We start from the raw sequence: 22,618 nt of genomic DNA on the forward strand, positions 1-22,618 counted from the left end.
CAAATGACCTCTTCGGTACCTATGAACCATGGATGGCAGCTTTAATGCTGATCCGGCATTAGTTACGGAAGATTTCCGGCAGAGGAATTATAAGCGTTTCATGCGGGTAGCGTTAACCCGCTGCAGTACAGAAAAGGACGATCTCATTAATGAGCGGCAAAATCGTCCTCCCACCTTCTACCTTTGCGGCCCGTGAGGACAATCTACCTCAAAGGCCCGGAGAAAAGACACATCTGTCATCGGTCTGGAATCTTTTTCACGTAAACCGAAATCATTTTTATATTATTAATATAAACAGCTATTTGATCCCTATTACCAAGACGCGAAGAATGGCCCGTCCCTGAAGTACCAACGCACCGCATGGCTGTGACCGTCGCGTGGGAACCGGTGGCAGTGATCAAGCGATTTCGCTTTCGTCTTCGCGTCATGTTACGCGAACACCCCGTCAACATGATGGTGCCGATCATAGGGTATGAGCGTCTCCACACGAGAAATAGCGACCCGGCGGCACAGCCGATGGTGACGGGTTGACCGTTCGCCAGAGCGCGACGCTCAGTTAGTAACGAAGATATTCCGGCAGACGAGCGAGAAACAGGATTTGAGGAATGCTTCGTGAAAAATCTGGCAAAAGCCGCCACCTTTTTGTCTGGCGCTGTTCTTAACCGCAAACTATAAACGTTGATACAGGCGATCCACTGGCGGCAAGGCAGGCGGTAGGAGAGCGTGATGAACGATACAGATCAGGACCTCACTGCCCTTACTCCACGAGTCACGAGGGCATTGCGATCATCGGTGATCGTCGCGACGATTGCATTCGCACCCGCTGGATGCGGAGGCGGTGGCACCGATGGCGCAGCCAGCGCGGCAGTCGCAAACAACGCCGTCATCGACTCCGCCGATATCGCCGTCAGCAAGTCCGCCGCGCAGGCGGGGAGCCGTGTTGAAGTTGTTCCGCGCCATGCACGCTTCGATGGGAAAACCTACCGTCAGTGGGTGGTCTCCTTCTGGCAGTGGGTAAATATGATAGGCAACGGCCCCTTTTTTCCAAACCCGCTAATCAACTGTACCCGCCCCATCTCAGCCGGGCAAAGCGGTAACGTCTGGTACTGGGCCACGCCCAGTTCCTACTTTCACGCGCTCAGCGTCCCCAACACACCGCAGACTTGTGACCAGTCCGCGTACGTCATTCCGGCGGGCACGTCCCTCTTGCTGGGGACGCTGGATACTTTTTCTTCGACACTGCTGCCCCCCGGCACCTACACGCCAACCACGGCTGGGGGCGAACGGGTCATTGCCGACCGTTTCGCTGACCGCATTCAAGACTTATTCGTCACTATCGACAACGTCCGGGTCACCAATATTACGGCGTATCGCGTCGCTACCGACCAATTCACATTTACGGCGGCGTTGCGCTGGGTTTTTGGAGAGCCGGAACATATTTACGGAACTGGCACAGCTGTAGCTGACGGGTACTACCTGCTTCTGAAGCCCCTGCCAACAGGCTCACACACGATCCACTATGGCGGCAGGTTCCACTATCTGACGGGAGACTTCGGGCCAGGAGCCCCACCGCCGGATTATGTCGTCGATATCACGCTCCTGATTACAGTTGGGCCTTAGATGTGCAATGTGTCTTTGCAGGCTGCGCCTGCGCGGAGCATGGACAGCCGGATTGGGCTGTCGCACCATGGGTCACTCATGCACCGGGCTTCAACGAGAGCGTGCGCCAGATCGTGCACACCAGCATTGGCGGGTCGGCCGTCCGGAAAACTCGGGGCGGTTCACGACCGTGCAGGCGTCCGACCTTCAGCGAACCCCATAGACTTTCGGTCGGCGCGTATCCCAGCAATCGCCACGTCGGCTCATCGATGAGCGCATGCCTTCGATGCAGCCACACATGAAGGCCGAGTTGGTATGGCCTTCCTTACTAGCAAAGGTCGCGGTCAGTTTTTGTCGCGAAGGCGAGGTGTGGTCACCGCTTCGCCTTTCTGACCACCATCCACCTCGGCGACTTGAAGCGCACGATGCTCATATAAAGCCATATGTACGTTGCCGCGAACACCACGACAAAGCAGAACAGATGCAGCGTATGCCGCCAGAACAACGTCGCCGGCACCACCGCGATCAGGCATAGCAGCCAGAGATACGGCGAGGTCAGCGAATTACGCCGCGTCAGTTCGCGTGCGGTGCGCGCGCCCACCGCCCAGCGCATCAGCCGCTTATAAACCAGCATATGCAGATGCACACCGTCGGGAATCCCCGGCGACATCCCGCGAATGAACTTCTTCCGGTAGATCGAGAAGCAGGTCTCGAAGATCGGGTACATGAAGAGCAGCACCGGATACCACGCCGACACATCGCGATTGCGCATCACCAGCATGATCGACAGTTCGGCAAGCATGAAGCCGATGAAATACGCGCCGCCGTCGCCGAGAAAGATCAGCCCGGCCGGAAAATTCCAGATGAAGAAGCCGAGCACCGCGCCCATCATCATGAACGATGCCGACAGCACGATCGGATCGGACACCTGAAACGCCACGTAAGCGAGCGACGCGAACATCATGAACGCGACCATCGACGCGAGGCCGTTGAAGCCGTCGATGATATTGATCGCGTTGGCGAGTGCCGCGACGGCCAGCACGGTGACCACGCAGGAGATCACCGCATACGACAGCAGAAAGTCGAGCGGCGGCACGCTGATGCGCGTGACGGCGATATTCAGCAGAAAGTAGGCGAGCGCGGCGGCGGCCATCGTGCAGACAAGCCGCGCGAGCGGCGACACGCGCTTGGTCAGGTCTTCGACCAGGCCCGAGCCGAACGCCGGCATGCCGCACGCGACCAGCCCCAGAATGCCGCCCGACACAGCGGGATACGCGCGATGCAGTTGCACCGCCGAGACGATCAGCCCGATCAGAATCCCGGTCCCGCCGATGCGCGGCACCGGGCGTACATGGAATTTCTGCACGCCGGCCAGATCGGTATCGGTGGAGAATTTTTCATGCAGATGCGCATAGCGCACGATCAACAGCGTGATCAGCAGTGAAACGAGAAAGCCGAGCGCAAAACTAAGCATGAAAGTGGGCCTGAGCGAAGACGCCGAATTATACAAACGAAACGCGCTGTGCCCGGAAAAGCGGCGCTCGCGTAGATTACGCGAAATATCCCAGATAGTGAGCCCAAGATGCCGCGCAAAGCCTTGCCTGTCATGGATTCCACCTATTTAACGGGAACGCGCGAACGCCGTTAACCTGGATGCGGCGAAGTGTAAATGGCGCATGAAACAGCACCGCGCGCCGGCGCTTCCCCGATTATGCCGCCGCTCGACAGGACGTTCCGGAGACCCAATGCTAAACAACATCACCATTCGTGGCGGGCTGACGCTGGTCATCAGCGTGTTCGTCGCTTTTCTGCTGACTGTGATCGGTGTCGGCTACGGCGCGCTCAAGCTCGCGAATAGCAGCCTCGACGAGACGCAGCGCAGCGCGGCCGCGCTATCGCATCTGAAGGAGAGCTCCGAGAAGCTGCTGCAAGTGCAGCTCGCTGTCGGCACGTATCAGACGCTCTTTAGCGTCGGCAAGCAGACCGACGATCTGTTGCCGGCCGCGCACAAGGTGCTGGTCGAGTCGAACAACGAATTCCGCAACTACATGGCGAGCCCGTTCGCGAGCGAAGAGGAAAAGAAGCTCGCGCAGGCGGTCGAGCAGGCGCGCGCCGCGCTCGTCGACAAGGCCATCGAGCCGGAGTTCAAGGCGCTCACCGATTTCGACTTCAACACCTTCCGCAACATCCAGGGTGAAACCGCGAACAACTTTTACGCGGCGTATTCGAAAGCCATCGATGCGCTCGAGCGCGTGCAGGTCGGCAATCAACACCAGCGGGCCGAAACCGGCGCGCAGCGCTTCCGCGTGGCGACGCTGTTGTTCGCCGCGATCGGTGCGATTGCGATCGTGATCGGTGTGATGGCGCGAATCGGTTTGTCGGCGGCGCTGATCAAGCCGGTCAATGTGACCATCAAACATTTCGAGCGAATCGCCGCCGGCGATCTGACGATTGCGATCGCAATCAAATCGCGCAACGAGATGGGCCAGTTGCTCGGTGCCCTGACGAAGATGCGCGACGGCCTCGTGGAGACGGTGGCGAAGGTGCGCGGCAGCACGACGGCGATCACGCACGGCGCGAACGAGATCGCGTCGGGCAATGCGGATCTGTCGTCGCGTACCGAGCAGCAGGCCGCTGCGCTTCAGCAGACGGCGGCGAGCATGGAGCAACTGTCGGCGACGGTGAAGCAGAACGCGGACAACGCCAAGCAGGCGAACCGACTGGCGCAGGGCGCGTTGGACACGGTGACGCGTGGCGGATCGGTGGTGTCGCGCGTGACGCAGACGATGGACGGGATTACCGAGTCGTCGCGCAAGGTGGCCGAAATCATCGGCATGATCGAAGGGATCGCCTTTCAGACGAATATTCTCGCGCTGAACGCGGCAGTGGAGGCCGCCCGCGCGGGTGAACAGGGCCGCGGGTTCGCGGTTGTCGCATCGGAAGTGCGCAGCCTTGCACAGCGCTCAGGCGCGGCGGCGAAGGAAATCAAGGAGTTGATCGGCGAATCGGCCGCCAAGGTGCAGGAGGGGGCGTCGCTGGTGTCCGACGCGCAGAAGACGATTCACGAAGCCATGAGCGCGGTCCAGCGCGTCACCGGCGTCATGAACGAGATCGAGGCGTCCGCGCACGAACAGAGCGACGGCATCGAGCAGGTCAACAAGGCGGTTTCACAGATCGACGAAGTCACGCAGCACAATGCGGCGCTCGTCGAAGAAGCCGCGGCCGCGGCGAAATCGCTGGAGGAACAGGCGGCTGTGTTGCGCGATGCGGTCGCGGTATTTCGGCTTGATGGGAACCCGTCAGTGTTGGCCACCCGTGATCGAGCGTCATTGGATTCCGGCGGCCGCAGTCGTGCATCGCTACCGAAAAACATCTCATCTGTTCAGGCCATTTAAGTCCTGACGCTACTCTGCCCGGCCGGTATTCTCGCGTCGAACGCGGCCCGGAAGCGGTGCCTGCCGGTGAACGCGGCGCGGTCTCGCCGTGGTGGCCCGGAACTGCGCAGTCTCGCGCCGCGCTCGGGCGGGGCGGCGGAGGTGAAAGGCCGCATCGCTCCTGTCCGAAGCGCTGAGGACGATTCACGAAGCCATGAGCGCGGTCGATCACGTTACCCGCGTGATGAACGAGATTGAGGCGTCCGCGTTGGGGCAGGACGACGGCAACGAACGGGGAACAAGGCCGCTTCACAGATCGACGAAGTCGCGCAGCGCAATGCGGCGCCCGTCGAGGAAGCGGCCCGGGCGACGAAATCGCTGGAATGTAAGGCGACAGTGGCTCGCGATTCAGTAGAGGTCTTTCTACCTGACGATGATGCGTCAGCCATGGCTGCAAAGAGATCGCTTGACGGAATCACGCACCGTCCGAGTACAACACTCGGCGAAATCCCGTGTGCCTTCGTACTACGCGAGCTATCGCGATAAGGTCGCTGGGCGCTGTCAGATTTATGTGTGCGGAGTTCATCGGGCGGTACGTCAAGATAGCCCATGCTGACTGAACGAGCATGGCGAGGAGGAGCGGGAAACCCCAAATAGCTTTAGGTGATTCCCCGTCTTATTGCCTACTTGACGGAGACGCACAAATTATCTCTAGAACATGACGGAGCGCCAGGCAAACGGATATTTATTCAACCGATTTTCCAACTTGCATGACGACGCGCGCATAGGAGACTGAGGGTACTTCCTCAATCTACAGAGATTTCCATGTCACTACCCCCTCGCCCTGTCTCCTCACCTGGGCACGCAACTCGCCAGCGGTACACAGACCGCATTCAAGCAGTCGCTGACGGTCCAGACACCTTCAACGTCCTTATCGATGGGCAACTGCGCTTCCGCCTGGAAGGCGAGAGCCAGTGGCCGGCCCAATGGCGACTGTACGCCATTACGGATGGCGCGCGCGCCGCCCAGTGCCTCGCGATCGAGAACGAATATTGGGATATCGTTTCCCAGCTCGAGTGCGGCGTGCACTGGATGCCGAGCGAGAACATTAGACCCGTGACGAGTAGGGCATCGGGCGACTCAACCTATGCTCGCTGGCCGGAGTATTTGCGCGAGCGCTAATCGATGCCGCTGGTGATGTGTTCATCACGCAAAAGTCGCCACAGGCCGCGACGAAGTGCACGGCAAGTAAGAACGCCTTGTCATCGCAGGCCGCTATGAGACGCTCCCTGACTGTCAATCCGGTATCCACTTCACGGAATCGCGCATATCTGCTTCTTCATCCAAGTGCGAGCCCGACTTGCGTTTCGTGGACCCCATGTGATCCTAGACCTGTCCTGCGTCGATGACGTAGGTAGACCGACCGGCAGCAGTTAGATCGTAGGCATCCGATCTCCTGACTTAACGGGCAATTTCGCAAGCTGCGCACCGTGGCGACGGATCGCCATTCTCACAGGACCACAAAATGGAAATCAAACGTTTCATCTTTCAATCCAACGGCGCGGAGGTCATCAAGGTGACAGGCGCTGGCGCAACGGGTTATATCGCCGCATCCATTCCACTGGAAGCGCTTGCAATCTGGCACCGGCGAATTCGCGCTCGGCTGATGCGGATCAGCCGGCTTCCGTATCGCCAGCGACTCGGGAAACGTCGCAGATTGAAGCCAGTGCGCGTTCGCGCGCGCCGCCGTCGTCCAGAGAAACGCTATCGCGGCCGCATGCGCCATTGGAGCGACGCCCCGCGCCAACTGTGCAGGCAATAGCGTGCACCTGAACAGCTGTACCAAAGAATGACAGTGTTTGAACGGGCGCACGGCATCGCGGGCGTTGATCGCTGTCCGAGCCTGTCTTCGAACCTGAATTGTTGAGGTGAAACGCCGAACCGATTCAACGCGTCGACCTTACTTTCGTGCACTCGCCGTGCCAGGTGCCGCCAGGGTGCAGACTAGTGCCCGAGGTTGCTAAATTAGCGTCACGCTTTGACCAGAGCATCCAGCGCATCCGGCGCGGCCAGATGTCCGCGCGCCACATTCGTCAAGTGAATATAGTTATACCCGCCCGTGCCACCCGGCGTTTCATTCTAGCCGCCGAACACCCGTAGTTTCTTGAGCTTGCCAACCGCCATCTGCGCTACATACGGCATCAGATTGTTCGGAATCCAAGCCGGATCTTCGCAGATCAAAGCACTAGCATGCGCGCCCACCGGATTGAGGTAACGCAGCGTCGCAATCCGCCAGCTCGGGTCCCAGATTTCCAGATCGCGCAGCACCTGCACGGCGATCAGCTTCGATTGCCCATATGGATTGGTCGCGGACAGCGGAAACGACTCATCGGCCGGCGAGCGCTTCGGCACGTCATAAACAGTCGCCGACGAACTGAACACAAACTGCTTCACATCGAGCGCGCATCACGTCGAGCAAGGTCAGCAGACTGACGAGGTTGTTGCGGTAGTGCTCGATAGGCTTCGCGGCGATCCGCCGACTGCCTTCAACGCCGCGAAGCCTCAGCTTCCGCATTGTGCCCGATGGCTCATCGTGTAAAGGCGGCGTCTGGTTGCATTTGCGGAATCTTCTCTGACACTTGGCTCGCGATTGTGCGCTGGCTGTATCAGCAGGTTCACGGTCGTCAACCAACATCAACCAGACTGGAATCCTCACGAAAATGGGAAAACGACTTGCTGAACATCTCTTTCCGCCCGACAAGAGCATCGTGCGCTACGGCGGCTTGCCAGTCGTGTCGCTGTTATCGGCTTCCGGGTGACGTATGCGCCACCGTCACTGATCAAGCGGCACATGACACGCGGCACTTGCCTAGAGCAAAGTGAGCGGCAGGCGGGTGAAGAGACGGCTTTCTTTTAGCCCGCACGGTGCTCACGATTAAGGAATGCGATCTTCATTTCCATCACTGGACTGCACCTTGCAAGTCCGTCACTATTGAGGTAACCCGATGACCAATATCCACAGATACTGGCGCGTGTTCTGGGGCGAGTATTTCGCCCTCTTCATGGAGTGCATCCACTACCAGTCGCCGTAGCGTGCCGCCTGACCCGCAGCCGCAAAAAGTAAGTTAATTTTTCCAGGCCGAGTGCTTTGCTGATCTGAAATCAGGCTTTCAGCGACACGCACTCGCGACGTTTGCGTTCGGTTATTCAGAAGAGAGACTGGCATTGCGTCGGTTATCTGTTTCTTCCGTCGCGTAACAGTCTCACTTTCACACTCAAGAAAATGGAGTCCGAATGAACGTTTTGAGGAAACTAACTGAATATCTCTTTCCATACGACAACGGCAATATCGGCCTTCTATTGCTAGCTATCGCGACGGCGACGTTGAGCAGTGGCATCGTCGCCATATGCCTATGGATCGCGCATTCCCCTCCCGCACTGTCAGCGTCGGACGCGGTGCAGCGCGATTGTCTCGAGCGCTGTGAGAAGACGTGCGACGGACAACCAGTTAGCTGTCGCACGACGCAATGATTCTCACCAACTCAAGCGAGGAAACACACATGAAAAACCTTCGATCCTACTGGCACGTCTTCTGGACAGAATGTCTTGCCATATTCCTTGATTACGTCCAGCCGTTGGTCGTCGTCGCGCGATGGCTGCGTAGTAGAAAATAAGATGTAGTCTGCCATCCGCTTTACGCCCACGCCCGAGACGGTGTGGGCGGCTCGCCTCACGATTCCTTCCGCCCGTCTCCTCCCGAGTTTCCCTTCTGCGTCATCCGCGCCGCGATCCTTCGCGTGTGCACGTCGCATCTCCATCTCCAATATCCGCTCGCCGTGCGCCTTTCGCGGTCGTCCATCCACAGAGCCGTTCCTGCGCGTCCTGATTCGTCGACTTGCATCCGTCTTTTCGTGCGCGACGATGGGTCTGTGTTCTTCGCATCTGAACGAACCACCTGTCCCATTCATCAAGGAGAAATTTCATGCAGAGCAATGGTCCTCAGTCCCGTCTGAACTTCGTTGACCCAGCTTACGCAGAAATCCCGTGGTATTTCCACTGGCTGTTGAACACCCTGGGCGCGATCGGCCTGGCTGCTCCGTACCTGACGGTGCTGATCCCGTGCTTCGCAGCGGTGTGGGAAGCAGGCCAGTTGCAGTTGCTCTTCGGCTCCGCCGCATACGGAACCGTGTCGGCCCTGATGTCGATAATCAGGACCGGTGCGACGATATTTGGCATCGAGATGCTGTTCACGATGTATTGCACCCGGCACGAGTGGGAAGAGGTCGTGCGCAGGATCATCCACGAGGCGTGCGAGGAATTCCTGCAGCCGTGGCTGCGCTGACCATCCGACGTCCTTTCCACCTTTACCAGGAGCAACCATGAGACACCTCGTCCGTTCTGTATCCGGATTTGTCCTGCATTTCGTGCTTGCGACAGCGCTGTATGGCTGGGCACACGCGATCCTGCATGAACTCGCATCAGGGAAGCTGATGCATGCCAGAAACCGGCCCCTGATACTGGGCGTCACCGTCGCGCTGGCGGCGCTGTTCTGGTTCCTGTATCACAGATATCACTTCGTTCGGCGCATCGCCCTCTTCATGCTCGGGCTGGCGGTTCTTCAATCTCTTGTCTATCTGGATCGCCCCTGGCTGACGGCGTTTGCCGGGTGTCTGGTGCTCGCGCTGGTGGCAGGCGTCTGGTACCGACGGGCCCACCCGCTCTCGCCGTCAACCCGCAGGGCAAACGTCTCCGACGCCCGGCGAGAAAGTTACTTCCAGGCTGTCTTTCCCGGAGCAGCGTCACCGACGCGGCCGTCGCAGCCAGCAGCGCCTGCGTCCGTCCCTGATCCGGTTCGTGCCGCTGAACCTGCCTACAGTTTTGACGAACTCGTCGCGCAACCGCGTTTCGATTTCTCCCAGATCGTCGGGATGGCTGAGACGAAAGCGAGATTGCTGGGTGCCGCACGCGAAGTTATCGGAAATCCAGAGCGCGCGCGCAACGGCATCCTCCTGTTCGGGGAGCCCGGCAACGGCAAGACCATGTTTGCCGAGGCGCTCGCCGGCGAACTGGGCGTGCCATTTTTCGCGCTCGACTACGGTTCAGTCGCAAGCAAGTGGATCAATGAGACGCCGGCGAAGGTCAAGGCTGCATTCGCCCAGGCGCTGATGCTCGGCCACGGGGTCTTCTTCATCGATGAATTCGATAGCTACGTCAAACCCCGCGGCGGGGACGGAACACACCACATGGACCGGGACCTCACGAATGTGATGCTCACTGAGATCGTACGCCTGCGCGGCACGCGAATCGTCCTGGTCGCCGCGACAAACAACGTCGCCGCACTGGATAGCGCGGCGATTCGCGAAGGCCGGTTTGACTTCAAGGTTGAAGCGCCTCCGCCAGATCTCGAAGCCCGCAAGGCCATACTCCGTCGCTCGGTAGGCGAAGCAATGGGTTTCCATGCGCTCACCGCACCGATGCTCGCAAATCTCGCAGCGCGCTGGGAGGGATTCAGCGCCGCACGCCTCGCATCGGTCGGGCGCGAGCTGGCTGACATGCGTCGTGAGGGCGCCATCGGCGAAGGCAGCCTGAGCTTCGATGTTGCGATGCGTGCGATGCGACGCCTACAGGGCTCGAAAGGCAGGCTTCCTGAAAACGTGAAGTCGATCGACGAAATCATCATGCCTGATGTCTCGCGCAACGATCTGCATGATCTCGCCTTCAGGCTGCGACACGCCGACGGCCTCGAGCGGCTCGGCGGCAGCCTGCCGCGCGGCGTGCTGTTCTACGGGCCGCCGGGTACTGGCAAGACACAGGCGGCCATGGCGCTCGCTAAAGCCAGTGGGTACGCGTTCCTGAAGACGACGGGAGCCGAACTGCTCGCGAACCCCTCCGCGTGGGACGGGCTCGTCAGGAACGCGAAGGACCTCCGGCCAGCGATCGTCTTCATCGACGAGGCGGACGATGTGCTGGGCGAGCGCCGTATGTCAGGCGTCGCCCCGGTCACGAACAAAGTGCTGACGACACTGGGCGGTGCGGACGGGCGGCTGCCGGACGTTCTGTACATCTGCGCCACGAACCATCAGGACGCGCTCGACCTGGCTGTGCTTCGTGGCGGGCGACTTGAAGAGAAGGTCGCGTTCTCGGTACCAGAGCATGAAGCCCTGACGTCCTACGTCCGCATGCGTTTCAGGGTCATGGCCGGCGACGTGTTCGCCGTCTCACGCCACACGATGGACTGCGCTGTCGCCGGTCTGAAAGGCCATTCGATTGCGGATGCTGACGCAGTGTTGCAGCGAACCATTGACGCCGCAGCCGTGCGGCATCTACGCGAAGGCACTGCGGTGATCACCGCGGAGGATGTGCGTACCGCGTTGCGCAGCAGGTTCGCGCTGGGCTGAAGACAGTACCGGAAGCGTGTCGCCTTGCAATCCAGAGTTGGCGCGATATCGTCACGATGTGCGCCACCAGTGCCGCACATCTCCCTATAGAGAAGGAATGACCATGCGACTTCTTAACCTCGAGACCACTTCGTTTGACGCCATGCAAGAGCGTATGGACGCAATCCTCGACGGTCAACACCCCGATTCAACATTCATATTCTTCGAGGAGCCAGAGGGGTGCTGAGGACCACTACTGCGAAACGCATGGAGATGATCCGGCTGCTGCTGCACGACGAAGGACCGATGACGGCGGAGGCGATTGCCATGCGTCTGAAGCGTGGCAGGATGATGGTAGCCCGCGATCTCGAAGCGCTTCTCGAGTCGGAAATCATCGACCTCGATCGGGATGCACGTTACCTGTTCGAGTTCGATGGCATCAGGATCCGGTTGCAATTTCCGCACTCTGAACACAGGGTGGCGCAGTCTTGAACACGGACACGTGCGAAATGGTATTTGGTTTCCATAAATCGGGCACCATGCGAATCAGCCGTCTCGAGTATCTGTCGGTTCCGGAGAACGGGAAGCTGCCCTCCGGTGCGTTCATCGAAGTAGATGGTCTGTACCTCGTCAGCGCTCCCCAGGGCGGCGACGGTATGGACGGGATCGTACGCGACCCGGCCCACTGGGCGGTGTGTCTGTTCCCGCGCGACGCTCATGGCGACGTCTTGGGCTGGTTCATGGAATTCGATTCAAGACGCGACCTCATTAACGCCCTGGGAGATGGCATCTCGACAAACGCGATCATGTGGCTGCAGTGACGAGCGAGACGATCATGTTGCGGCGAGGACGAAAGCTCTTGTGGACCCCCTCGCCTTCAGGCGAAGCTTCCTGCGTCTCCAAACGCTGCGGAGGTCGGTGGCTTGGATCACTGGTACCACCGATCTTTGCCGAACTGTTTCCAGCAAGCGTCCGCGCTACCGCTCAAGGTCTTATATACAACACTTGCCGTGCGACGGGCGCGCTTGCGCCCGTGCTCGTCCGACCGATGTCGAAGGGCCACAATGTCGGTGCCGCGCTCGGAGCGACAGCGGGCTTCTCTGCGCCCGCGGCGGTGATCGTTTTTTCTTCCTGCCGGAAGCTCGAGGGGAAGAACTCGAGTGACGACAGTTTCCGCAGGGCTTTAAGATCATCGGGCGCATCACGCCGAATGGGTCCCGTTGCGGCGTCCACCGGATGTTGTATAGCGCGCATGCCGCCCCGCTGTCCGGCAACTCGGCATCGAGTTCGCAGATCGCATCGACTTCGCGCGCTGGCGCCAGTGCAGCAGGAATAGCGATGACGTTATCAGTAGTTTATTAAATAGTACTGATACTACTGCTTCCTGAAGGTGGCTCTCATTGAAAACCAGGTAATCGGGGTATATCATTTGTCAGTAATTCATAAAAAATTACTGACAAATGATCGTAAGGGCCGGACTTCTATACCAGCTGCACGAGACGGCTTTTCACGCGCTCTATGCGGACGTCGAGCGGGCAGCCGAGGCGCAGGAAAAGGTGTTTGTCGGAGCACCCGGGACCATCGTTCAGCATAAGCGGGGCGAAGCCTATTACTATGCCCGCCAGTTTCTGGATGGCGATGGCAAACAAAGGCAGACCTACCTCGCAGGGCCGGTGGGCTCGCAGGAAGCTGAAGCCCTGGTTGAGCAGATGACCAACCGCATCGCTGAAGTGAAAGCGCTCATCAAGACGATTCGCGAGTTGGCCAAGCTCAACTTCAGCATGGCCGACGCAAAAACCTATGCAACCGTCGGGTCTTTGTTCAATTACGGTGTGTTCAATGCCGGTGGCATGCTGATTGGTTCTCACGCTTACGGCGTGATTCTCAACCGACTCGGCATTCGAGCCGCGAGCTATCACACTGACGATATCGACATTGCGCGGCGAGAACAGCTGGCCTTGGTCGATATTCCGGCCGGCGGCATCCTCGAGATCCTGCAACAAACCGGTATTCGCTTTGTTGAAGTACCCCAACTCCAGAGAGCCGCGCCAGCGACATCCTTCAAGGAAGCCGGCATCTCGCGCTTTCACGTCGACCTGCTGGTCCCGTCGCCCGATGAAAGCTTCCCGATCCGGCCAGTGCCTGAGTTGAAAGCCCACGCCGTTGGACTACCGTATCTGGCGTACCTGTTGGGTACGTCGCAGACAGGCACCCTTCTTTCGCGGCACGGGGCCGTCCCCGTGCGAGTTCCCGATGCGAATCGCTTCGCAATACACAAACTGCTGGTCTCGCAGCTGCGTGATCATGCGAGCACAAAGGTTCTGAAAGACGTACAGCAGGCGGCAGTCCTTCTGGCATGCCTTGGCGAGCATCATCCGGGCAGCATTGAAGACGCTTGCGCTGCGTTGCCGAAGAGCGCACGGCGCCGTACCACGCGGGCCTTGAAGGTTCTGGAGCCTTTGCTGAATCCCCATCCGGCCGCGTGGAACGAGATAACGGAAGCGTTATCGGCCTGAGTGAACACGGCAGGCCGCTGCTGTCCTTCCGCTGGCAGGTCGGTAACGATGCGGCAGGGCAGGGCGGGCGTCCCCGCGGTAGCACTGGCAGCGCACGTTAAACCTTACCGCCGACTTCCCAATCAATGGAGACGATAGTTGCCGGTCCAATGGTCGTCCCACTAACACTTCAACGATGGCAGGGGTGTCGGCCTTGTGCAAACCTTTTTATCGCATTGCCCACGGGGTGGCAGAGGACCATTTTTATTGCAACTCCAAAGCGCACAGGAGTATCGAGTAAATCCCTCCGGCTGAGCTGGATGACGCACGTCACCAGTGACAATGCGTGATTCCTCTGGACGGGCGGTAACCGGGTGTTTTGGAGTGCGAGCGCGCAACTTGCGGAATTCGTTGCGTGGCGGAATCCAACTTCCTCCGTTAAATCAACGGCATGATCCTGGAGGCCTGTCTCACTGTGAGACAACCGTCTGATTCCCACCCAGCTTGGCGCCTTGCGCCAGTTCGTACCGAGCAGGCGATTCAGCTGCTCCAGGCGCTCGTCGATAAACGCCTCGGTCTTCCTGAGCGAGTTCGCGCCCGTCAGCATGGCCAAGTACGACCGCGCACAGCAGCGGTTCGAGTCCATAGCGCTTTCCCCGCGCCTTGCGACGGTCACCCAGTTCCGAAAATACGCCACCAAAAATCATCGTTCTCTTGTGTCGTGACGGGACTTTGAAGTTAACACGGATGAAGACAAGTTAACAGCCCTGCATTTCAACGTGTTCCGAGGCGCTGAGTGGACGGGAAAGCTTCTTTGCGGCGCTACCGACGTCGTATCGCGCACGCTAACGGAGATAGCCGCTGACGCCCCGTGCGAGGCGCACAGCGGACCTAGTTTTCGGTTAATGCCGCGTCAGTCGATCGACACACGAAGATCGACCCGCGCAGCTACTGCCCGGACGATTTTGTGCATTCCGTGTCCAGCATTTGGCACCGCTTCGACAGCAACAAGCCCGGCCTCGCAAAGCGCATCCACATCACGCTTGACCGCGCTCCGGTCGCGATGCAGACGTGTGGCGATAGCCGTGATTGACGCCGGTTCAGCCTTCACCGAACGGAACACCCCGATACGAGCCTGCGTCAGTAGCTGCGCTACGTCAGCAGGATCCTCGAAGGTAATGATACGGGTCTCGGGAATGGCTTCTCCGCGATCGGCTGCACGCGCTATGCGTTTGCCTCGCGCAAAAAACTCTGCCTCCGAGCCAGTTCCAACGTGCACCTTTTTCATGATTTGCTCCTCAGGGCGTTCCAATCGCGTGCAAACGCGTCCTCAATTTCCTCGAAGCTCACAAAATCCACCGGTTCGATGTTGCCGAAGAAGTGCCGATGGTGGAACCCATGCGCATTGTCGTAGCCGATCACCCTGCCGTTGTCGCCTTGATAGATGTGATTGATGTAGGCAAGGTTGTAACGCGTTACCCGGCCCTCCTTATCGACCCACACCTCGCGTCGCAGTTCGCCGTTGCCCCGGCGTTTCGTGATCACGTGGCGTTCGTCGGCGGTCTTCTTGTCAGACATGATGAATTATATCACGCCTGATTGCCGTGCGACGACCGTATTGCTGGCAGTTTCCCAGCTTCGTCGATTTTTTGGTTCATGTTGATTCTCCACGTGTCATGCCGTCAGTGACGGCGTTTAGAAAACGGGAGATCGAGCGGCGATCGGGGCAGCGGCGGGTGCGCTGGCCGGATCGTCGGGGAGAGGACTTTCATGGCGCCGCCGGCGCGAGGCCGAGGCTGATTTGAAATTTGATGCTGCCGAGTGAACGGCTCAGTCGCGGATTCTACATGGAGGGCTTCCGCGGCGACAAGCAAACCGCTTCCCAACGGTGTCCAATCCGACGCAATAACCACGGAACATCACGAAAGGGCGGGGACAAGAAAAAAGCCCGAAACCCCAAGGAGGGTTCCGGGCTACATTTCGATTTCCAAATACCGGTTACGCAGCAGTATCTGAGGCTTCGCTTACGCCAGCCGGCGCAAGATCGCTGGGCTCGGTCCCGCCGTCCGGATGATACGACGGCCATAGACCCAAAGAGACCGGATATGATCGAGCTGCGGGTGGCGCTCAACGACTTCCACGTCCCAACACGGATCCACCCACTCGTCGCACCAACGTACGATATTTGAGCGATCAGTTTGCAACACGCGCACTTTGGCGGGCGGGGTCAGCAGGATGTCGTGGGAATTGTCGTCTTCGTCGTAGCCTGAGATCTTGGAGACTTCGATTTCTTGGCCGACTACCGCGTCGTAGTCCGCCATCACTTTGATGGCCAGTTCCTCATCCGTATAGCGGGAAGGCACGAGCGCCTCTAGTCGGGCGTGATAGATCGTCCCGATGCTCAGCAGCTTCAGCTTCGCAAAGCCGGTGTCAGGATCATCCATCGTCGTTTATTGGATCTTGCAGGTGCATAAACAATAACGAAATCATTGAGGGAACCGAGGGCCCTAGTTCGTTTAATGGAGCTCGGGGCTTCCGTTTCGATCCACGCAACGGCAACGCGACGATCCTCGATCCGTTTCCGGGGGATCCAACTGAAACGCTCGCCTGGGGCGAGGCTATCAACCAGGCCGGTGATGTTCTCGGCTACTCGTTCACCTTGCAGCCTTACCATGAGCGCATCGGGGTATGGGGGCGCAACGGCGTCTTTTATACCGCCTTTGTTGAGACCGACTCAAGCAATCGCTTGCTCTTCAATGACAACAAGCTGATCGTCATTACGCTAATATCCGGTTCACACATCAGTTACATCGTGCCGCGACCCGGCGTCCGCTTGAATTTGGCGGATCTGGTCGTCAATCTTCCTGTGGGGCAAGACCTGCGTCTTATCACGGACTTGAACAACCACGGCGACATGATTGGCTCAAGTTCTACAGGCGCCAACTTTCTACTACAGCGTCTTGACCAAGGGGACCCGCAGCGCTATCCGACGCCTGTAGTGAACAATACACGGCACACTATCCCTCCGTGGGCTGCGATCATGCGCAATCGACGACAGCCCGAATTAGGGCAGTTAAATAGTCTTTTCCCAGATCAGCGCGTTTGTCAGAATTGCTCCGTTGTCGGTTCACAAACTACGCATTGAGGGCGGCATGACAGACTGAAACGAGTCGGCTGCGGTCTTGGGGGCCGCTTTAAGCGGCCATTCGTCAAGCGCGGGACGCGACTGGGTGCAGATGGCCGCAGTAGCCGCCGAGTAAGACGCAGCCGACGCGACAGCACGGATGGCCGCTGTGCCTTGGAAGCGACCGTCGTGCTAGCGCAGCCGCGTATGACCGAAGAGGGTCGTGTGCTGCCGATCGCCACTGGCCCCTGCTCGCACACGGACTTCGAACATCGGCCCAAAACAATGGACCTGCGGTTACCCCGCCAGACCGCGTGGCCCTTAAGTATTACTTATGCGTCCTGCGAGGAAAGGTAACATTTTCCCTTGAAGAAAATGGAACACTAAAATGCTATCGCCGATTTCGCGAACATCAATGAGAGGAGTTGCGATGGTTCTTTATCATCACGGCGCTGCAATTCAGCCTTGCGTCACGAAGCATGGCAAAGCCTTTGTAGCGCGTGCATCGATCTTGGCGGAAGACGGTGAAGCTACTTCACTTGGGAATCTCGGAGAGTTCGTGAGTCAGGAATGCGCGTTCGCGTTTGCAGTGCGCAGTGCCACCGCATTCGTGGATGGCGAACCCCTGCCGCGCTCACCTTTTGAACTAGCCCAGACCGCGTAGCAGCCTGTTTAACGCAGCGGCGAGATCATATCCCACGCCGATGGCGCAGTGAATGCGGAACTCAAATTCACCGCCCTCGGCGGTGACAAGATCTTACCCGTCGCCGCCGGGGCTGGCTGCTCTCAATACGGCAGCGGCAACGACTATCGGCAACGGTCCACGACAGTTGTCGAACAATGTGCCTTCGGCGACGCCAACCACGGCGGATCGCTGTCGCCAAAAGGCACCTAGAAGGGTTGTTCGACAATAGGGCAGATTCGATTTTCTGCGGCCACTCTTCAAGAATCGGCGAGATAACGGAAGGCTCGAATTTCAGGATTGGTCTGGTCGATGTCGGCGAATTCGGTTCGCGTTCGATGGCCTACCGCTTTTTCATGTACTTCCCGAAGACAAAGCCCGCCAGTAAGCCGGTCCCAAGAATGACACCTTCTGCCCACCACGTCGCCAGTAGCGGCATTGCATCGGATTGGCACTTCGGGGTAACGACTGCGGCGATTTCGCACGCGTTGATTTGTGTCATATTCGCGATCTCGTCGATTCCATAGACACAGATCTCGCCGGTCGGTAGCGCGCAGAACCGCGCAGCAGGACATTGTGTCAGGATCTTCTGGGCGGCTCCTTCACCGCACACGGCACCCGCGCCTTTCAGCACCCGGAGCGTCACGTCTGGATACTTGGTAATTTGTTCAGGCATCGAATCGGCTCCCTTAATCATTGCGTGATATAGGCATGGGCTCATTCATGGGCGGCACCGGACGCTCGCGGAAGCGAAACTTGAATTGAGCGCTTCCGTGTGACGGTGGGCGGGAGTTTTCGTCAGCCAGAATACCCGTCATAAGTCTCGGTTGTGAACCGTTGCCAGTCCGGATTCGCGGACGCATTGCGCCTTGAATTCTCGCGGCTGACGGCTAGGCTGAAACCATCGAGCCGCGACAGGACGCTTTTACCGTGACCGTAATCGTGACCGTGGGCGGGCGAGCGGGGATCCGTGCCTTTCCCGCGGCGACACGCACCGAACCACCCGGCTGCAACGGGTCCAGCTTCGAGTCGATCACGACGTGTGCGGGGGAAGTCGTATGCAGACTGCGAGTGTGTCCGACCTGGCTGCGGCGTTGCAACGCCATGTGAACGTCCTTGCTGGAGACATCGGCGAGCGCAACGTGTTGCACCCCGCTGCGCTGCACGCGGCTGCCGACTATATCGAACGGCAATGGGCGATACATGGCTGCGCAGTGACGCGCCAGAACTATCTGGTACGAGGCGTCCAGTGCGCGAACATCGAGGCGGCGCTGCCAGGCAGTGTTGAGCCTGGCGAAATCATCGTACTTGGTGCGCGTTACGACACGGTGCCCGGCAGTCCGGGGGCCGACGACAATGCCAGCGGCGTCGCCGCGCTGCTCGAGACGATGTTCCTGCTTCAGACGCTTGCGCCCCGGTACACCTTGCGCTGCGTCGCGTTCGTTAACGAGGAAGCGCCGTTTTTCTCCCGCGGCGACATGGGGACCCTCCGGTATGCGAGGGCCGCGCGTCTGCGCGGGGATCGCATTCGCCTGATGCTGTCGCTCGAGATGCTGGGCTACTACCGGGACGAGCCGGGCACCCAGGCGTATCCGCCGCTGCTGCGTTACTTCTATCCGTCATGCGGCAATTTCATCGGCTTCGTTTCCAACCTTCGCTCGGCGCACCGACTGAGATGGCTTACCAACCCGTTTCAGGCCTCGTCGGATTTCCCGCTGCAAAGCGCGGCGTTGCCGTGGTTTGTGCCGGGCGTCGCGTTGAGCGACCACTCGTCCTTTTGGCGAGAAGGCTATCCGGCTGTGATGGTCACGGACACGGCTTACCTGCGCAATCCGCACTACCATACCGCGCACGATGTCCCCGCGACGCTCGACTATGGCCGCATGGCCGCCGTGACGCGCGGCCTCGCAGGGAGCGTCGCGTCGCTCGCGCCGACACCCGCCGGACCTGGCGTGCGGTGAGCGTGATCGTGTTCGTGAGCACGCGGGCCCGTGTGGAGCCACGCCAATTCAAACCGGATCATGCCGGATCGCGCCGGCTCAAGGATAGGTAGCCGCCGCGGCAAGATAGAGCAAGACTGCTATCAGGACCACTGCGGTAAAGCCGACATGAATTGCCAGCACCGTCGCCAGAACCGCAGCCACTACGGAAGTGCACGCGTTGACGCCCCAAGTCCACGGCACGAGCGTGTCGGCGCCGGCAGCAACGCGGCTGAGTCCCAGCGGAAAGGGCATTCCCATCGCAAACGCGAGTGGCGCGACGAGCAGCACGGCGATCACGATCCTGGCCGGATCGGATAGCGGGATCAGCAGCGGGAACAGGGCGGGGAGCACGAACAGGTAGGAGAGCGCGATGGCGGAGATCGCAACGATGGCCGTCGCCGCGACCGACGGGCGATTCGTATTCCTGCCCGGTCGCGGCGCGTGGCTGGCGAGGAGCGCCTCGCGGCCCTGCAGGCGCTGTGTGTACCGGCTTCCGAGTCCCGCGAACGAAAGGAACGCGCATAGCACGACGGCGACAGCGTAGAGCGGGTGACTCAGGAGCAGGACGAACTTCTGGATGAACGCGATTTCGATGAACATAAAGGCGAAGCCAATCGCGACGAAATAGATCGCGACTCTACGTCCGGATATCGCCGCCGGCGAAGGCGTGGCGTTACTGCGGGGAGTGGCCTTCAAGAGCGGCGAATCATCAACCGTGCGCTGGCGGCGCGTTAACTTCAACGCGTCGGCTGGCCCGCCGACCACTGCACTCCAACCATCCGCCAGCGCCCGGCCAGTTCCGCGCCCTCCGGTTTTCCAGTCGCCGAGAGTGACCCGGTCTCATAGTTCGGTCTTCCTGCATAACGAAAGCTCTCACGGGCGAACACCACAAGATGAGCTCCCCATCCGGGGAGTCTCACTAATTCGGTAAATCCAGTCTCACGAAACGCGCCCCAGTCTCACTAATTCGGTTTCCCAGCACCCCTTCCCGTGTTTTCGCGGACTGGTCACAACGACTCGGAAATCGAGGCTGCGATCCAGCGAAAAGTGGATAGCCTACGGAGCGATCGCGAGGCCTTCTTGTCCGGCGTCCATATGCAACTGTCGGGCGACCCGATCCTCTACGGTCATTTTTTGGAGAAAATCCACGAGCTCCATGGCGACCACTACCTAACGGGGCTTGATCCCCAGTCATCGCTTAGGCAACTTTAAGAAGTGGATTAGCACATCCTCGCTCGCTTGAACTGGCCCGGGTCGATCAAGACTGCTGCCGAAGGGCCAAGGGGCCGAGCGCATCTGTACGTTCGACATGGGTCGGGTGCCGAAGAAGGTGAAATCAGGGCGGCCCGGTGCTGATTCTGGTATGCGATCGTCGGGAATCGACGGCGGCGCTCAAGCGGTTGATGTATCGATGCCTCGTGATGCAGGCAGAGCTGTTCGAGCGGAAGCGCCGCACGCCGCGACCCTGGCGCTAGTTGGATTGCGCCGCTATGCGCAGTCGTAGAAGGTGATCCTTCTCTCCCTTCCTAACTTCGACGACGGCATCTAATGCCTTGAGCATCTCGCTGAAGCTCGTGTAGCCATGATCCTTGGGATCAAAGGTCGGGTCCAGGCGTTTGACCATAGGCAAAACGTTAGCTTTGTAGACCCAAGCGTCTCCCTTCGACTCTACCAACAAGCGAATCGCGCGCCGGAGTATTTCTGCTGCAGGATCTCGCGTTGCCAGATCTGCATCCTCCACCACGGCCGGTTTCGCTTCTTCTGCGGAGACCGCCTCTACCAGGCTGTCGTAATACCGGAACTCGTGGCAGCTCTTTGCCCAGTGCTTGTTGGTGTTCTTGCGATTGCCAATGCCGATGAGGGTGCGACCGGCGGCCTTGATCTTTTGGGCTACTGGCATGAAATCGCTGTCGCCGCCGATGATGATGACAGTGCCGATATGGTTGAAGCGGCTGATGTCCTCCGTAGCGTCCAGGCACAATTTGATGTCGGCGCCGTTCTTGGCGGAGGCGCCGGGAGGGAAGAGCTGAATGAGTTCTACGGCACTTTGCAGCAGCGCATCTCGGTAACGGCCGAAGAACTGCCAGTTGCCGTACGCCCGGTTGATCGCGACGGGCCCAAAGGATGAGCCGAGCTCTACCAAAGCTTGGACATCAACCAGCGGCTCTTGCGGTTTGAAACGGTTGTCTTGTTTGGCATAGGCACCTTCCCCATACTTGCCTTCAACGAGCCCGGCATGGAGATTCTCGAAGTCCCAGTAGATAGCCACTGAGCGGCCATTTGCGCTGTCATCGGCGTCCAAGTTGTTTCCTCGGTGTTTTGAATCTCTGGCATGCTAGCAGAGCAACCGCGGCCAAGTTCATTTAAGGCCGCATAGCGGTGGCGGGCCATCGAACTACCGTCGCCGCACAGGCCCAACGCGCTACCTTCCATTTCATCACATACGAGGGTTTCTATATCGATTACGGTGCCATAGGGGTTCTGCTAGAGACGTATCAATTGCCGTCGCCCGCTCACGTAGAACGAATTAAACATGTCACCCATTGAAAGGCCGAGGTAAAGGGGTAAATCCTCTCCGTGGCGCATTGTCTTGCGCCGTTGCAAACGGTCTGGGCCACACCCGCGCAGCGAAGCATGATGACGCGTCCGGTTTCTCATCTGTCTGGTTGCGGAACTGATCCGCACCAGTCACCCATCGGGATCAAGGCGAGCGCCGCTGATCTGGCGCTTGCCCCTGGCTCACATCGAGCTCCAGAAAACCGTCGGTGCCAGGCCAATGTCCAGGAGTACATGACAATTCCAGGGTTACCCATGTTCGGGCACCAGACTGTTGTCGGCTCATGGTCTGGGCGTCTCAGTGGTCGCTACAACGGGATGGCCGGAGGCTGGGCCCAATCAACTCACTGGGTTCGAACCAACACATTTATCGGGCTCGCGGCCCCCCGCCAAACTTAACCAAAACATCGTTGAACCTCAAAGGGTTTG

General features: G+C 59.2%; 20 protein-coding genes and 1 pseudogene. 12 read left to right on the plus strand and 9 right to left on the minus strand.

Features of this window, described 5'->3' with window-relative positions; genetic code table 11:
* Positions 1-726 precede the first annotated feature (726 nt).
* Positions 727-1,620, plus strand: coding sequence for a hypothetical protein (locus SB772_RS14795; RefSeq protein ID WP_410833975.1), 894 nt, complete (start codon positions 727-729; stop codon positions 1,618-1,620).
* A 352-nt stretch (positions 1,621-1,972) separates the two neighbouring features.
* Here SB772_RS14795 and SB772_RS14800 read toward each other — a convergent pair whose 3' ends face one another.
* Complete coding sequence (locus SB772_RS14800) at positions 1,973-3,073, minus strand: MraY family glycosyltransferase (protein WP_410833976.1); 1,101 nt, start codon at positions 3,071-3,073, stop codon at positions 1,973-1,975.
* Between the two features lie 271 nt (positions 3,074-3,344).
* Between SB772_RS14800 and SB772_RS14805 the strand changes: the two genes are divergently transcribed.
* Complete coding sequence (locus tag SB772_RS14805) at positions 3,345-4,994, plus strand: methyl-accepting chemotaxis protein (RefSeq protein ID WP_410833977.1); 1,650 nt, start codon at positions 3,345-3,347, stop codon at positions 4,992-4,994.
* An 804-nt stretch (positions 4,995-5,798) separates the two neighbouring features.
* Positions 5,799-6,155: a hypothetical protein gene (locus SB772_RS14810; protein WP_410833978.1), complete on the plus strand. Its 357-nt coding sequence runs from the start codon at positions 5,799-5,801 to the stop codon at positions 6,153-6,155.
* 328 nt (positions 6,156-6,483) lie between these two features.
* Here the strand turns inward: SB772_RS14810 and SB772_RS14815 are convergent, their stop codons facing one another.
* Both SB772_RS14815 and SB772_RS14820 read right to left on the minus strand, forming a co-directional pair.
* On the minus strand, positions 6,484-6,759 hold the full coding sequence (locus SB772_RS14815; protein ID WP_410833979.1) for a hypothetical protein: 276 nt from the start codon (positions 6,757-6,759) through the stop codon (positions 6,484-6,486).
* Between the two features lie 263 nt (positions 6,760-7,022).
* Positions 7,023-7,532, minus strand: a pseudogene (locus tag SB772_RS14820) (NAD-dependent epimerase/dehydratase family protein); the annotation flags it as partial.
* Positions 7,533-8,955: 1,423 nt separating this feature from the next.
* Between SB772_RS14820 and SB772_RS14825 the strand changes: the two are divergent.
* From SB772_RS14825 to SB772_RS14845, 5 genes are all read left to right on the plus strand, one after another.
* Entirely contained in the window at positions 8,956-9,315 is a 360-nt protein-coding gene (locus SB772_RS14825; RefSeq protein WP_410833980.1) for a hypothetical protein, read from the plus strand.
* An 82-nt stretch (positions 9,316-9,397) separates the two neighbouring features.
* The gene (locus SB772_RS14830; protein ID WP_410833981.1) at positions 9,398-11,371 is read left to right on the plus strand and encodes an AAA family ATPase; all 1,974 of its coding nucleotides are present in this window, start codon (positions 9,398-9,400) and stop codon (positions 11,369-11,371) included.
* A gap of 246 nt (positions 11,372-11,617) precedes the next feature.
* Complete coding sequence (locus SB772_RS14835; RefSeq protein WP_410833982.1) at positions 11,618-11,842, plus strand: hypothetical protein; 225 nt, start codon at positions 11,618-11,620, stop codon at positions 11,840-11,842.
* 17 nt (positions 11,843-11,859) lie between these two features.
* Positions 11,860-12,171, plus strand: coding sequence for a hypothetical protein (locus tag SB772_RS14840; protein ID WP_410833983.1), 312 nt, complete (start codon positions 11,860-11,862; stop codon positions 12,169-12,171).
* 639 nt (positions 12,172-12,810) lie between these two features.
* A complete protein-coding gene (locus SB772_RS14845; protein ID WP_410833984.1) occupies positions 12,811-13,866 on the plus strand; it encodes a GSU2403 family nucleotidyltransferase fold protein in 1,056 nt (351 codons plus the stop codon).
* Between the two features lie 892 nt (positions 13,867-14,758).
* Here SB772_RS14845 and SB772_RS14850 read toward each other — a convergent pair.
* The 3 genes from SB772_RS14850 to SB772_RS14860 all read right to left on the minus strand — a co-directional run bounded on the left by SB772_RS14850 (position 14,759) and on the right by SB772_RS14860 (position 16,289).
* Complete coding sequence (locus tag SB772_RS14850) at positions 14,759-15,133, minus strand: HTH domain-containing protein (RefSeq protein WP_410833985.1); 375 nt, start codon at positions 15,131-15,133, stop codon at positions 14,759-14,761.
* Positions 15,130-15,423: a DUF6516 family protein gene (locus tag SB772_RS14855; RefSeq protein ID WP_410833986.1), complete on the minus strand. Its 294-nt coding sequence runs from the start codon at positions 15,421-15,423 to the stop codon at positions 15,130-15,132. Before SB772_RS14855 ends, SB772_RS14850 begins: the two co-directional genes overlap by 4 nt.
* Before the next feature lie 446 nt (positions 15,424-15,869).
* Positions 15,870-16,289, minus strand: coding sequence for a hypothetical protein (locus SB772_RS14860; protein WP_410833987.1), 420 nt, complete (start codon positions 16,287-16,289; stop codon positions 15,870-15,872).
* Between the two features lie 215 nt (positions 16,290-16,504).
* On the opposite strand from SB772_RS14860, the gene SB772_RS14865 reads away from it, so the two are divergent.
* From SB772_RS14865 to SB772_RS14875, 3 genes are all read left to right on the plus strand, one after another.
* On the plus strand, positions 16,505-16,990 hold the full coding sequence (locus SB772_RS14865) for a hypothetical protein (protein WP_410833988.1): 486 nt from the start codon (positions 16,505-16,507) through the stop codon (positions 16,988-16,990).
* A 409-nt stretch (positions 16,991-17,399) separates the two neighbouring features.
* Positions 17,400-17,633: a hypothetical protein gene (locus tag SB772_RS14870; protein WP_410833989.1), complete on the plus strand. Its 234-nt coding sequence runs from the start codon at positions 17,400-17,402 to the stop codon at positions 17,631-17,633.
* Positions 17,634-17,681: 48 nt separating this feature from the next.
* Positions 17,682-17,864 (plus strand): hypothetical protein, encoded by a 183-nt coding sequence (locus SB772_RS14875; protein WP_410833990.1) that lies wholly within the window; start codon positions 17,682-17,684, stop codon positions 17,862-17,864.
* A 130-nt stretch (positions 17,865-17,994) separates the two neighbouring features.
* On the opposite strand, the gene SB772_RS14880 is transcribed toward SB772_RS14875, so the two are convergent.
* Entirely contained in the window at positions 17,995-18,327 is a 333-nt protein-coding gene (locus tag SB772_RS14880; protein WP_410833991.1) for a hypothetical protein, read from the minus strand.
* A gap of 382 nt (positions 18,328-18,709) precedes the next feature.
* Between SB772_RS14880 and SB772_RS14885 the strand changes: the two genes are divergently transcribed.
* Complete coding sequence (locus SB772_RS14885; RefSeq protein ID WP_410833992.1) at positions 18,710-19,612, plus strand: M28 family peptidase; 903 nt, start codon at positions 18,710-18,712, stop codon at positions 19,610-19,612.
* Positions 19,613-19,690: 78 nt separating this feature from the next.
* On the opposite strand, the gene SB772_RS14890 is transcribed toward SB772_RS14885, so the two are convergent.
* A complete protein-coding gene (locus SB772_RS14890; protein WP_410833993.1) occupies positions 19,691-20,398 on the minus strand; it encodes a hypothetical protein in 708 nt (235 codons plus the stop codon).
* A gap of 706 nt (positions 20,399-21,104) precedes the next feature.
* Entirely contained in the window at positions 21,105-21,935 is an 831-nt protein-coding gene (locus SB772_RS14895) for an NYN domain-containing protein (protein ID WP_410833994.1), read from the minus strand.
* Between the last annotated feature and the right edge of the window lie 683 nt (positions 21,936-22,618).

It is taken from the genome of Paraburkholderia sp. SIMBA_030 (assembly GCF_046535245.1).
In the GTDB taxonomy this organism is placed as follows: domain Bacteria; phylum Pseudomonadota; class Gammaproteobacteria; order Burkholderiales; family Burkholderiaceae; genus Paraburkholderia.